The 13989-nt window shown below is 44.6% G+C and carries 13 protein-coding genes; 9 read left to right on the top strand and 4 right to left on the bottom strand.

Translation table 11 applies throughout. The features are described from left to right. Positions 1-94 precede the first annotated feature (94 nt). The 3 genes from BLV54_RS05585 to BLV54_RS05575 all read right to left on the bottom strand — a co-directional run bounded on the left by BLV54_RS05585 (position 95) and on the right by BLV54_RS05575 (position 3513). A complete protein-coding gene (locus tag BLV54_RS05585) occupies positions 95-1363 on the bottom strand; it encodes a hypothetical protein (RefSeq protein ID WP_090568973.1) in 1269 nt (422 codons plus the stop codon). A 38-nt stretch (positions 1364-1401) separates the two neighbouring features. Beyond that, positions 1402-2148: an FkbM family methyltransferase gene (locus BLV54_RS05580; RefSeq protein WP_256329167.1), complete on the bottom strand. Its 747-nt coding sequence runs from the start codon at positions 2146-2148 to the stop codon at positions 1402-1404. A gap of 96 nt (positions 2149-2244) precedes the next feature. After that, on the bottom strand, positions 2245-3513 hold the full coding sequence (locus BLV54_RS05575; RefSeq protein WP_090568967.1) for a hypothetical protein: 1269 nt from the start codon (positions 3511-3513) through the stop codon (positions 2245-2247). A gap of 306 nt (positions 3514-3819) precedes the next feature. Here BLV54_RS05575 and BLV54_RS05570 point away from each other — a divergent pair, with 306 nt between their 5' ends. From BLV54_RS05570 to BLV54_RS05540, 7 genes are read left to right on the top strand one after another with little or no spacing between them, the layout of a single operon-like run. Next, on the top strand, positions 3820-4569 hold the full coding sequence (locus tag BLV54_RS05570) for a 3-deoxy-manno-octulosonate cytidylyltransferase (RefSeq protein WP_090568965.1): 750 nt from the start codon (positions 3820-3822) through the stop codon (positions 4567-4569). A gap of 19 nt (positions 4570-4588) precedes the next feature. After that, positions 4589-5350, top strand: coding sequence for an HpcH/HpaI aldolase family protein (locus BLV54_RS05565; RefSeq protein ID WP_090568962.1), 762 nt, complete (start codon positions 4589-4591; stop codon positions 5348-5350). Next, a complete protein-coding gene (locus tag BLV54_RS05560; protein ID WP_090568959.1) occupies positions 5347-6285 on the top strand; it encodes a phosphoglycerate dehydrogenase in 939 nt (312 codons plus the stop codon). The genes BLV54_RS05565 and BLV54_RS05560 overlap by 4 nt, the downstream gene beginning before the upstream one ends. After that, a complete protein-coding gene (locus BLV54_RS05555) occupies positions 6275-7219 on the top strand; it encodes an NAD-dependent epimerase/dehydratase family protein (RefSeq protein ID WP_090568954.1) in 945 nt (314 codons plus the stop codon). The genes BLV54_RS05560 and BLV54_RS05555 overlap by 11 nt, the downstream gene beginning before the upstream one ends. 8 nt (positions 7220-7227) lie before the next feature. Continuing rightward, positions 7228-7863 (top strand): HAD family hydrolase, encoded by a 636-nt coding sequence (locus tag BLV54_RS05550; RefSeq protein WP_090568952.1) that lies wholly within the window; start codon positions 7228-7230, stop codon positions 7861-7863. Beyond that, positions 7845-8537, top strand: coding sequence for a 6-phosphogluconolactonase (pgl, locus tag BLV54_RS05545; protein ID WP_090568948.1), 693 nt, complete (start codon positions 7845-7847; stop codon positions 8535-8537). Before BLV54_RS05550 ends, pgl begins: the two co-directional genes overlap by 19 nt. Before the next feature lie 13 nt (positions 8538-8550). Beyond that, positions 8551-9726, top strand: coding sequence for an alkaline phosphatase PhoX (locus tag BLV54_RS05540; RefSeq protein ID WP_090568945.1), 1176 nt, complete (start codon positions 8551-8553; stop codon positions 9724-9726). Between the two features lie 190 nt (positions 9727-9916). Here the strand turns inward: BLV54_RS05540 and lysS are convergent, their stop codons facing one another. Beyond that, entirely contained in the window at positions 9917-11425 is a 1509-nt protein-coding gene (lysS, locus tag BLV54_RS05535) for a lysine--tRNA ligase (RefSeq protein WP_090568942.1), read from the bottom strand. A 176-nt stretch (positions 11426-11601) separates the two neighbouring features. Here lysS and BLV54_RS05530 point away from each other — a divergent pair, with 176 nt between their 5' ends. After that, positions 11602-13272, top strand: a complete 1671-nt coding sequence (locus tag BLV54_RS05530) for a glutamine--tRNA ligase/YqeY domain fusion protein (protein WP_090568938.1) — start codon at positions 11602-11604, stop codon at positions 13270-13272. A gap of 266 nt (positions 13273-13538) precedes the next feature. Further along, positions 13539-13901: an exosortase system-associated protein, TIGR04073 family gene (locus BLV54_RS05525; RefSeq protein ID WP_090568935.1), complete on the top strand. Its 363-nt coding sequence runs from the start codon at positions 13539-13541 to the stop codon at positions 13899-13901. Positions 13902-13989: the final 88 nt, after the last annotated feature.

Raw genomic sequence — 13989 nt, 5'->3', positions numbered from 1 at the left:
AGAGGAAAAGCTCTGATGCCTTGAAAATCTGTTTTCTTAAAGAAATTGAAGATGCGAAACGAGAAACGAGTTTGATCAATAAAACCTAAATAAGCTATTTTCCTTCAACCAGGGATTCCAACAATGCCACATAATGAGACAAAACATCAGTACCCGGTACATCTAACATCTCCTTTATGAACCGTTGCCGATGTGATTCGACATAATGAGACTGATAACCATTTGTAAGAAATTCATTGATTTTTTTATACACATCATCGCGGCAATACAGCTCAGTTTCCGGCATATACACCGCTGCAGCAGAACGCCCTGCATGCAAATAATCAGCAGCCAAGACAGGCTTACCTGCTCTAATTGCTTCATACGCAACTGAAGTAGCTAGATCAATGATGACATCAGCCCATTGCAACAAATGGACGGAATGAATATCATCTCCTATCATGGTTACATTTGTCAGACGTTGCAGAGCAGTATCCTTAGTCAAGGATTGTTTCCAGCCACCGCGCGTATGAGGCTTAATCGCCAATTCCACACCAGGAAATGCTGCAATCATTTGCACTACTTCACCCACTTCTTCCCAGAAAGTTGTGAAATTGGCTTTTCTTAGAAAGATTACAATTTTGAGTCGGCTATCAGAGCGCTTTAACGGTGATGAAGGCATAAGCGTTGCCAGTTTGGCTAACCACTCTTCGCAGTATCGAGGTGAACCTAACACAATGAGCTTCTGATTATCTAGAAAAGGGCGGAAACGCTTGGCACACAACTCATTCGGCACAACAACTTTATCAAATATTCCTGCGGCCGAAAATGATGCATCGGGCTTTAGCTGCCATTCACCACGTCGTATCAATTGACTTGCATGAGGACTGTCGCCGTGCGGAAGCGAAATCGTTCCAAGCCCTTGGCTCCGAGCTATACCCACCAGAATCTCTACCCATTCGACACAAATTTCTGAATTTCTCTCGATCCAATCAAATACAACTACCCCCTTTCTACCGTCGGAAAAGCTTCTTTCCAGTAAATATCGAGTAGTGCGCAACCAAGTCGCTTTGCGTCGCTTAGCATGATAAAGCCTAGCCAATACCTTGACCAGCGGGCCCAAAAAAGATCTATACGAACTTCTAACGAGCAGTAAAGTTTGCAAACGCCATTTCGTGAATTCCACCAATGACAATAAATCACGCAGATGAGCAATCCGTACACCTGCTAATTTTTTTAGAAATTCGATACGATAATCTCCATCAAATCGCTTCTTACCAATCATGACAATATCGCAAACATGACCTCGCTCCACCCATTTAGCAATAACCGGCGTCATGTGATCAATATCGTTATAATGGCGAAGGAAAAAAAGGGCTTTCATGAAAGAAAATCAAGTTAATAGAAACTTCAAGAAGAGATTTAAGAAATTTTATTTTTCTCAAATATAAAACAGGTTTCACCCCAATTTTTAGTCGATTTTTGTTTCAACTCAAGCCCTGCCTGCTTCATGATTGTAATTGCCTCTTGTTGTTCTGCAGGCGTGCCAAGTTCAACGATCACTGATTTAAGATTAGGGTGACTTAATACTTTCTCTGCCGCCTTAAGGATAGAAATTTCTATCCCATCGACGTCAATTTTCATATAGTTTGGATAAGGAAAGCCCCACTTGCTACATAAATCATCCAAAGTTACACCAAACATACCTTGAATATGTGAAGTAGGTGCTTTCATGGTATCCAGCAATTCTTCTCCGAATTGGGAACGATTCCCACCTGGAATAAATTTAGGTACATACAATTTGGAGAATCCACTCTTGCCTGACACTGCAATACAATAAGCACTGATGCGGTCTTTAAGATTGTTATAAAAAATATTTTTGTTAAGCGCGTAGTAATTATTGCTCTGAGGCTCGAATGCATATATCTCAACTTCACGACCGTATTTTTTGGCCGGATAAAGCGAATACTGACCTATATTGGCACCGATGTCGAAATAGCATGACTCTGGATCAAAACTATCAATCCAATCCAAGGTATCCGGTTCTTTAATCGTATAAGTCTTTGCTCGTTTAAGAATCCGCCAGTGATCTATAGTAATCAGAATAGATAACCCTCTGACATTTATATTGGTATAGCCGCCTTTAACCCAATAAGCAGCTACTGCCAAGTTTTTCAGAAAACTAATCGAAAAGACATATTTTATTGCAGTCCATAAGGATCGCAAACTCATTTACCTCATCAAAATAAAGTCTTGTTAATAACTTCAGTCGCGCTCCGCAACTGCCTCAAGCAATGCTACATAACGAGGCAATACCTCTGGTCCTGATACATCGAGCATTTCTCGCAGAAAATGTTGACGATGTTTTTCAATGTAGAAATCATGACAGCCCTGAGAAAGAAATTTATTTATTTTTTCATACACATCATCACGGCAACGTAATTCAGTCTCGGGCATGTAAACGGCGATGGCAGATCGACCTGCATGAAGATAATCCGCAGCCAATACCGGTTTCTTAACTCTGACAGCTTCAAAGACCACTGAAGTAGCCAAATCAATACAAATATCCGCCCAGTTCATTAAATGAATGGAATGCACCTCATCGCCTGCTATGGTTACATTCGGCAATTGCTTCAGGGCTCTGTCCTTGGTCAGAGACTGTTTCCATCCACTGCGCGTGTGAGGCTTGATGGCAAGCTCTACTTCGGGGAACGCAGCAATCATATGCACGACCTCATTCACTTCTTCCCAGAACGTCGTAAAGTTCGCCTTTCTCAGAAACATGACTATCTTGAGGCGACCATCCGAGCGAGTTAAGGGCGAAAGGGGCATCAGTTTCGCCAATTTGGCTAACCACTCTTTACTATAGCGAGGTGACCCCAATATGGCGATCGAGCGTTCTTCCAAAAAAGGTCGGAAGCGTTTAGCACAAAGTTCATTTGGAACCACCAGCTTATCGAAGATCTGGGCAGTTGAGAATAAAGAATCAGGGCCAACACGCCACTCTCCTCGACGGATAAGCTGGTTGGCATGCGGACTATCACCGTGTGGCAATGAAGCCGTACCTAGCCCCCTTTCTCGCGCCATGACCACAACAGTCTCAACCCACTCCACAGCAATCACAGAGTTTCTTTCAATCCAGTCAAAAGCAACCACACCCTTGTCGGAATGTTCAAAACTACGCGATAGTATGTGCTCTGCAGTAGCTCGCCATAGTGGTGCACGCCGCTTAGCATCGTAAATATCTGCTAACAAGCGGATAAAAGATCCGATAAACAAGCGACGTAAATTGCCCGTCAACAATAACATCTGCAATCGCCACTTGAGAAATTGAAAAGGTGAGAATAATTCGCGGATATGCGCGACCCTAACTCCTGCGAGTTTACTTAAAAAAGAAATACGAAAATCATTACGGAATCGCTTAGCGCCAATCAAAATCACATCACAAGTATGACCCGCATCGATCCACTTGGAGATGATGGGAGTAATATGATCAATGTCGTTATAATGACGAAGAAAAAAGAGAGCTTTCATACCTATGTTATGATTACAAGCGTTTAAGAAGAATAATATGTCTACAATTTTTATGAGTCAGATCAGAAATAATAAATATTCTGAAAATCAGGCAGTAGAAATTATGCGTAAAATCCATATGAGCAATTTTACACGTCCAGTTCCTTATTTATCAAAAAAGCAGCCAAGCTACTTCATTTTTCAAGACGTTTGACCATCCTCAATAAATTCTTTCGGGACAAATGAAATAGTCTTCTTATAGCTTAAACTTGGCCGCTTCAGCCTATTAATCCCGATAAATAAATCATTACCAACCATTAACTTATCATGAAAACAATTGCAATTATTCCCGCACGAATGGGATCATCACGCTTCCCAGGCAAGCCCCTTGCTAAATTGCTTGGGCGCACCATGCTAGAGCATGTTTATAAACGCGTTGCTTTAAGTAACGCACTTGATGCTACCTATATTGCTACCTGTGATGAAGAAATTCGTCAAGCGGCAGAAGCTTTTGGTGCACCTGCCATCATGACTTCAAATAAGCATGAGCGTGCGAGTGATCGTGTCGCAGAAGCTGTCACTGGCATGGATGCAGAACTCATTGTGATGGTCCAGGGTGATGAACCCATGACCCACCCTCACATGATCGACACTGCGGTCGCCCCGTTTCGTGCAGATCCACAGCTGGGCTGTGTCAACCTTGTTCGGCGCATTGAAAACGAAGCTGATTTCCATGGCGTCAATACTATTAAGGTGGTTATGAATCAACGAGGTGATGCACTCTATATGTCGCGCCAGCCTATTCCTACATTGACCAAATCAGGTTTTGCCTCAACTTCTGCCTATAAGCAGGTTTGTATCATTCCTTTTAGACGCGCCACCCTTCTTGAATATGCTCAATTACCCACTACGCCACTGGAGCAGCTTGAATCAATTGATATGCTGCGTCTACTGGAACACAACATCCGAGTCAAGATGGTAGAGACTGAATTCAACAGCCAAGCCGTCGATACTGAAGCCGATCTGGCACGTGTCGCCAAGCTGATGGAATCAGATCCATTGCTTAGCAGCTATTAACGATTTTTAAGGACTTTTCATGCAATTGAAAGCAAAGCTTGCACGCTCCGAATTGACTATTGGTTCATGGATTACGCTTGGACATCCCGCCATTGCCGAAATCATGGCTTCAGCCGGCTTTGACTGGTTAGTACTGGATATGGAGCATAGCGTGCTGGAATTAAGCGAAGTGCAGACAATTATACAGGTGCTCGATGGTCAGCGTTGCCCAGCAATTGTCAGACTTACCTCCAATCATCCGGATCAGATTAAGCGCGTCATGGATGCAGGTGCAGCGGGCATTATGGTGCCTATGATCAAATCTGCCGCAGATGCTCAAGCAGCAGTAGAATCCGTGTATTATCCTCCGGAAGGAAAACGAGGGGTAGGATTAGCACGTGCACAAGGTTATGGTGCTCGTTTTCATGAATATCGGCAGTGGTTGAAAAATAATGCAGTGATCATCGTCATGATCGAACATGTAGACGCTGTTTATAACATTGATTCGATTCTTTCAGTTCCAGGTATAGATGCTTATATCATTGGTCCTTATGATTTATCCGGATCAATGGGGCGACCAGGCGAGCTTGATCATCCACAAGTGCAAGATGCCATCAAGCAGATATTGGATGCCGGACATCGCCTGCGCAAACCAGGAGGCATTCATGTCATTGAGCCTGAACCGAATGTGTTACAGCAACGTATTAACACAGGCTTTAATTTTCTTGGCTACAGCCTCGATATCCGCATTCTTGATACGCTCTGCCGCAATCACATGCAAACCATAAGATCCCAGCTATGAGTAAAGTCGTTATTTCCACTTCTTCATTCGATATTGACAACAACCCGTACATCCAGCATTTGCTCAAAGCTGGAATAACTATTATCACTAATCCTCATCGCCGCAAGTTAACTGAAGAAGAAATTATTGCACTATTGGATAATGACACGGTGGGCTTGTTAGCAGGTATTGAACCCCTCACTGAACGTGTTTTTGCCTCTGCTAACTGCCTCAAGGTTATCTCGCGTTGCGGAACCGGCCTTGATAGCGTTGATTTAGCTGCCGCCAAACAGCATAACATAGCTGTTTCTAATACTCCTGAAGCGCCAGCCCAGGCAGTCGCCGAACTGACACTGGGGCTGATACTCGCCATACTCAGACAAATAAACCAGACTGACCGTATGTTGCGCGCTGGCGAATGGCCACGCATGCAAGGACATTTGCTTGCTGCTCAATCAGTTGGCATTATCGGCCTGGGGCATATTGGCCGGCGTGTCGCACGGTTGTGTCAAGCTTTTGAAGCGACCGTAATCGCGCATGATCCTTATCTACCGCAAGCGCCCGCTGGTGTCACGCTTATGCCATTGGAACAACTCTTGGCAGAAGCGGATATCATTAGTCTCCATCTCCCCTATAGCATCGCTACCCACCATCTATTAGATGCTGCTGCGTTCAAACGCATGAAAGCAGGCGCTATCGTTATCAATGCAGCACGGGGAGGATTAGTTGATGAAACCGCCCTGTATCAAGCGTTGGTTTCGGGACATTTAGGTGGAGCTGCACTCGATGTATTCGAACAGGAACCATATCAAGGTCCTCTACTCCAATGCGACAATATCACGGTAACATCACACATTGGCTCACTTGCCAAAGAATCACGCCATCGCATGGAATTGGAAGCAGCGGACAATTTATTGCGTGGCTTAGTCAACATAGGGTTAATTGATGGAAAATAAATTAGCATCTGATGAAATTGCTGTCGTGTTTGGTGCTAGTGGCTTTTTAGGTAGCCATGTTGCAGATGCGCTATCGGAAGCAGGCTATCGGGTTCGCCTATTTGATCGTTCATCCTCTCCTTACCAAAAACCCGATCAGGAAATGATCGTTGGCGACATAATGGATATCGAGCAAGCGATCGAAGCGGCAAAAGGCGCTTCTGTCGTCTACAATTTTGCTGCCATTGCCGATATCGATGAAGCGCATGATAAACCGCTGGCTACTGCTACCATTAATGTTCTTGGGAACATGCATGTACTAGAAGCAGCACGATTAGTTGGCGCACGCCGTTTCATCTTTGCCAGCAGCGTGTATGTGTATTCTGAATCTGGCTCATTTTATCGCGCCAGCAAACAGGCAGCTGAACGCTTCACCGAAACTTATCATGAACGTTATGGATTGGAATATACCATTTTGCGCTATGGCTCATTATATGGTCGACGTGCCGATCTGCGTAATGGAATTTATCGGATGCTGCATGAAGCCGTTCAAAAACATACTATCACCTATCACGGCAGTGGAAACGCCATGCGTGAATACATCCATGTCGAAGATGCTGCCCGGATGAGTGTGCAAGTGCTCGCTCCAGAGTTTGCCAATCGCCACTTGATCTTGACAGGTCAAGAAAAACTGCGCATCCGCGACGTAATGACCATGATCTCTGAAATCATGCCATGGCCAGTTGAATTGCATTTTGAGGAGGCTAACGTTGTACACCATTACGAGATCACTCCTTATGCATTTCAGCCTCGCATCGGACGTAAACTGGTACTCAATGAACACGTTGATCTGGGGCAAGGGTTGCTTGATTGCCTTAGGGAAATTCACCAGTACATCCATCATGCTGATGAAGATGATGACGCTACACCTTCCACCTCTGACAATAAAGCCTGAAGATGAGCATGAAAAACTGGCAAGCCATTATCTTCGATTTTGATGGCGTAATCGCTGAATCCGGCGATATCAAAACTCAGGCTTTTGCTGAACTATATCGCTCCCATGGCGAGCATGTGGTCACAGAAGTCGTTCGCTATCACCGGCAAAACGGCGGGATGTCCCGTTACCACAAGTTCCGTTATTTTCAGCAGCATTTGTTGGGTAAACCATTCTTGACAATGGAAGAAGAACAATTACTTGATCAACGTTTTTCCGAACTTGTGATTGAAGCTGTTATCGCGAGCCAGGCTGTGCCAGGTGCTGAAGCATTGATTCAAAAGGCAGCTGCAACGATTCCCCTCTTTGTCGCTTCTGGCACACCGGAAAATGAACTCAAAACGATTGTTGAACGACGTGGTCTGTCATCTTACTTCACTGAAGTGCGAGGCTCTCCGCTATCCAAACAGACCTTGATTGCTAATATATTGACTACCTATGCGCTCATTCCCGAGCGAGTTCTGATGATTGGTGATGCCATGGCTGACTATCAGGGCGCCACTTTGAACGGAACTGCATTCCTGGGCCGGGTCCGCCCAGGTGATGAGAATCCTTTTCCCGGGCATGTCAGGATTGTTCCTGATTTGTGCTCGCTCACAATATGATTGAACGTCACTTCCATAACAGCATGCATGAGCTGGTTGCTGCTTTTACTGATTCTGCTACCTTGATTCTGCGCAATGCGCTCATGCAAAACAATAAAGTAAGCTTGGTTGTGCCAGGTGGGCAAACACCACGTGACTACCTGCCTGCACTAGCTCGCAAAGTCTTGCCATGGGAACGTGTCTATATTACGTTAAGCGATGAACGTTGGGTAGAAGCTCAAGCAGACGCCTCCAATGAACGGCTGGTACGCAACTATTTTTTAAAAGACCAGGCAGAGAAAGCCCACTTCATCGGATTGAAGACCTCGCATGCTCATCCATCCGAGGCACTGACTACGGTTCATGAACGACTCTGCCAACTCCCCCGGCCGCTTAATCTAACAGTATTGGGATTGGGACAAGATGGACATATTGCCTCCTTGTTTCCTGGAATGATTCTCGATCAAGATACCCCCTATTTATGCCAGGCAGCTGAACCACCGCTCGCACCGAGTCTGCGCATCAGCCTGACACTGCCGGTACTGGCCAGCAGCTGTCATATTGCTCTTGTCGTTACCGGTATTGCCAAAAGACAACTACTCGATCGATTAATCAAGAACCCTGATCCACTTATTCCGTTTGTACAACTGATGCAGCAGTGTCAATCGCCTATCACTGTTTTTGAAACAAATTAGCTAATAATTTTTTATGAGAAATAGTCATGTCGATTTTCAGCGCCGCAAATTGCTTCGATATGGCGGTGTCGGGTTAACTACCCTGCTAGTACACAACTTGCTGGTTGTCAGCACTAGCAAAGCAGCCATGCCAAACCTTGCATCAATTGGTCCCCTGCAAGCACCTGACCAGAATGGGGTTCGCCTACCCCAAGGCTATTCCTCTCGCATCGTTGCCTATTCAGGGCAAAATTTGTTTGGTTATTCCTGGCACGCTGCACCTGATGGGGGCGCCACCTTTGCTACCGATGAGGGTGGCTGGATTTATGTCTCCAATAGCGAAATGAAAAATAACGCTGGCGGAGTAGGCGCGCTTCACTTTGATCACAATGGGAAGTTGATCAACGCCTATTCTATTCTGGAAAATACCAACCGCAATTGCGCCGGTGGAGCTACGCCCTGGCAAACATGGCTGTCTTGCGAAGAAATTGAACACGGTCTAGTTTGGGAATGTGATCCCTTTGGGGAAAAACCGGCACAAGTCAGAAGAGCTCTCGGACGCTTCAACCATGAAGCCGTGGCTGTCGACACAAAAAATAAACAGCTTTACCTCACCGAAGATGAGCCTGATGGCTGTCTCTATCGTTATACCCCCAATTTACTCAACGCAACTGGCCACCCTGATCTGGAAGATGGTTTTCTGGAAGTAGCGGAAATACTCGGTGATCGTCAGAAAACAGTATGCTGGCATCGCCTATCTGACCCTGAGGGGACAAGAATTGCCACACGCAAGCAAATAAAACAAAGCAGTCATTTTAATGGCGGTGAAGGGATCTGGTATCACCAGGGAATCGTTTACTTCACTACCAAAGGCGATAATCGGGTATGGGCTTATGACACCCTTCATAACAACCTTGATATCATTTACGACGCTGCACACTATGCTTCACCCGTACTGAGCGGGGTTGACAATATTACTGCCAATGCCGCAGGCGAGCTGCTGGTCGCAGAGGATGGCGGAGATATGCAGATCGTGATTTTATCAGGTGAAACAATCAAACCCTTGCTACAACTTGTCGGTCATGACCGCTCTGAAATAACAGGGCCAGCTTTTAGCCCAGATGGATCACGCTTATATTTCAGCTCGCAAAGAGGAAAAACCGGACGTCATGAAAATGGAGTTACCTTTGAAATAATGATTCCATTCTAAGTTACCTGGAAGAAATCGCTTCTCGCTTCTCGCCTATCTATTTGATATGTAGCTACGCTAAAACGTAGTTTCGCTAAAACTTCATTTTATCGAAACTTACTCCGTTCGTTTTCTTGTCGCTGCGTTCCATCCGCCTTGCGCTTGGAGTGTTCGCTACGATTTTTTGGCGAAACTACGTTTTCACAACCTCTCAGTCTTCCCGTCGCAATTGGGGAAACAAGATAACATCACGAATACTGGGGCTATTGGTCAGCAACATGATCAATCTATCAATACCAATCCCCTCTCCTGCAGTTGGGGGTAAACCATATTCCAGCGCACGAATGTAATCAGCATCATAATGCATGGCCTCTACATCGCCCGCTTCTTTAGCTTTGGCCTGCTCTAGAAAACGCGCTGCTTGATCTTCCGGGTCATTCAATTCTGAAAAACCATTTGCAATTTCACGTCCGGCAATATAAAGCTCGAAACGATCCGTAATTTCTGGGTTATGATCATTTCGGCGCGCCAGGGGTGATACCTCTGCGGGATAATCAATGATAAAAGTCGGTTCGAATAATAGATGTTCTGTGGTTTCATCAAAGAGGGAAAGCTGCAATCCACCTATCCCATCTTTAGGATTATACGCAATATTCAATTCCTCCATTCGACCAATCAGAAAATTGCGATCATTAAGCTGAGCAATCGTATATTCCGGGTAATGCTTTTGTATCGCCTGAGTGATGGTTATTCTGGCAAATGGTTGAGATAAATCGATCTCACGCTCCTGGTAGATGACTCGAGTTGTTCCCAGCACCTTCATTGCAACTTCCCGCAACATGGACTCGGTTAAATCCATCAGGTAGACATAATCCCGGTAAGCTTCATAAAACTCCAACATGGTGAACTCAGGGTTGTGTCGGGTAGAAATTCCCTCATTCCTGAAATTCCTATTAATCTCAAAAACTTTCTCTATACCACCGATTACCAGGCGCTTCAGGTATAATTCAGGTGCAATTCGCAAATAGAGCGCCATATCCAGTGCGTTATGGTGAGTTATGAAAGGTCGCGCAGCCGCACCCCCTGGAATGGTATGCATCATGGGTGTTTCTACTTCGAGATAATGCCTCGCCACCAGAAACTCTCGAATAGCCTGGATGACTTTGGAGCGTATCGAGAAAACCTGACGTGTCTCTTCATTGGTAATTAAATCGAGATAACGTTGGCGGTATTTCTGCTCTTGATCAGCCAGACCATGAAATTTCTCCGGCAGCGGACGTAACGATTTAGTCAGCAACTGCAAATAAGTGACGCGTACAGATAATTCGCCCGTTTTGGTTTTGAACAAAACACCTTCAGCCCCCAAAATATCACCCAGATCGTAATGCTTGAACGCTTCATGCACAGTTTGGCCTGTATGATCATTGGAGACATAAAGCTGGATTCGTCCACTCATATCTTGAATAGTAGCAAAACTTGCCTTGCCCATGACGCGCTTGAACATCATACGTCCCGCCACCTTAACCACAATCGGATCTGCCTCCAGCGCCTCTTTGCTATGCGCGTTATAGTGGTGGTGCAATTCTGAGGCTAAGTTATCGCGATGAAAATCATTAGGAAAAGCATTACAGCTTTTACGCAACTCGGTTAGTTTAGCGCGCCGTTCAGCAATAATATGGTTCTCGTCTTGAGGAATGGCAGATTGAGTTTCTTGAGTCATAACAATTTAATTTGCTTAATAAAATTTAGATTCCGGGCCGTTTAGGTTATTTGCGCTGCATTTATTTCACTAATTTATTCTGGTTTTGGCTGGTCAAACACACTCTATAATATTGCGACTTTGTATTATAGTTCTTTTAATGATCGCATTCCCAACCCAATTAGAAAGACAAATTTGTGAGCACATTACCTATTTCTTCAAATTTCATTCGTACCATTATTGATGAGGATAACCGTACCAGTAAATGGGGCGGGCGAGTAGAAACACGTTTTCCACCAGAACCAAATGGTTATCTCCATATCGGTCACGCCAAGAGCATCTGCCTCAATTTTGGCCTTGCTCGGGATTATGGTGGTATCTGTCATCTGCGCTTTGACGATACTAATCCGGAAAAAGAAGCACAAGAATACGTGGATGCCATCTGTGATTCAGTCAAATGGTTGGGTTTTGATTGGGGAAAGCATATTTACTATGCATCTGATTACTTTGAGAAACTATACGAATTTGCTGAATATCTGATAAAAAAAGATAAGGCGTATGTAGATAGCCTGTCCGCAGAGGAAATCCGGCAATTACGCGGCACCTTGATTCAGCCAGGAAAAAATAGCCCATATCGCGATCGCTCCGCAGCAGAAAGCCTGGATTTGTTCCGTCGCATGCGTGCTGGTGAATTCCCAGATGGCGCACATGTATTACGCGCCAAAATTGACATGACTTCTCCCAACATTAATATGCGCGATCCAGTCATTTATCGTATTCGCCATATTCATCATCAGCGAACCGGTGACAAGTGGTGCATTTACCCCATGTATGATTTTACGCACTGCATATCTGATGCACTTGAACATATTACCCATTCTCTTTGCACACTGGAATTCGAAGACCATCGACCACTGTATGATTGGGTACTAGACCAATTAGTTGACCAAATCCCTTGCCACCCTCAGCAAATCGAGTTTGCTCGATTAAATCTCACTTATTGCGTGATGAGTAAGCGCAAGCTAATTGAGTTAGTAGAAGGTCATTTTGTGGAGGGATGGGATGATCCACGTATTAATACCTTAGCAGGCCTGCGTCGCCGTGGATATACCCCTGCATCAATTCGCCTGTTTACTGAACGCATCGGTATCAGCAAAGCTGATTCTTGGATAGATCTGACAGTTCTAGAAGATTGTCTGAGAGAAGATCTCAATGAGCATGCTTTACGGCGAATTGGAATATTAAAACCATTGAAACTTATAATTGATAATTTTCCGGAGGATCAGGAAGAAGAATGTTATGCACCGAATCATCCGCAAAAACCAGAATGGGGTAAACGAATATTGCCTCTTACCCAAACTGTTTATATTGAGCAGGATGATTTTATGGAAGTTCCCAGCAAAGGCTATTTCCGGCTCTCGCCTGGAGCAGAAGTTCGTTTACGCTATGCCTACCTGATAAAATGTGTCTCTGTGGTAAAAAATGACCGGGGCGAAATAGAAGAAATACACTGTGTTTATGATCCAGCTACCAAAAGTGGTACGGCAGGCGCCGATATCCGCAAGGTCAAGGGAAATATTCATTGGCTATCTGCCAGGCATGCACAACCAGCGGAAATCAGAGTATACGATCGTCTGTTCAATCATCCCTATCCTGATAGTGGCGATAAAGACTTTAAATCCCACTTGAATCCTCATTCAAAACAAATCACAACCGCCTTGATCGAACCTTCGCTGCTTGACGCACAAGCTGAACAATGCTTCCAGTTTGAACGTCATGGCTATTTCGTGGCGGATCGCATCGATGCAAAACCAGGAAAACCAGTATTTAATCGCGCTGTTACTTTACGCGATACGTGGGGAAAATAGCTAATGTGCAGGCACATACGATAATAAACAAAGGGTGTTCTAAGTAAATCTAAAGCAGATTATTATTGATTGACTGAATCGCTCGAAACGCTCACAACACACCGATTATCAATTGGTAAATAATTGAAATCTACCATTCTAGTAATAACAACTCATTTAAGGAATGCGATAAATTGTGATATCGTCATGTTTGATAGTGTCACTTTAGCATTGCAGCTGCATTAAGCGGGTGTATTTACTGTATTATTTTGATTTAGGAGAACTCAATGAAAAAATCTATCGCATCACTGTCGGTATTGTTCGCATTAGCATTCTTTTTCCCAACCGCGGCAATGGCAACTGATTACCCCATTAAAGTTGGAGAAAAACTTGCTAATGGTGTCGCCAATGCAGTGACTGGTTTTGTAGAAATTCCTAAAACCATGATGGTCAAAGGCCGTAGTCATGGCGCTACCTATGGCATGACTGCTGGTTTCTTTACCGGTCTTGTCCATGCGGTAGGACGCTCCTTAACCGGAGCACTCGATATCGCTACCTTTCTGATTCCAACCACACCCATAGTAAATCCTGCCTATATCTGGGATGATTTCAACAGAGAAACGACTTACACCGCTTGGCGCATGCGCTAGGATACAACATAATTTTTACATAATTTTCCGGAATCACCCACGTGGTGGATTCCGGAAATGATCGTATCTTTGAGAATTTTATAGTAAA

The sequence above is a fragment of the Nitrosomonas sp. Nm33 genome (assembly GCF_900107265.1).
Classification (GTDB): Bacteria; Pseudomonadota; Gammaproteobacteria; order Burkholderiales; family Nitrosomonadaceae; genus Nitrosomonas.
This window is presented reverse-complemented; position numbering and strand designations above follow the sequence as displayed.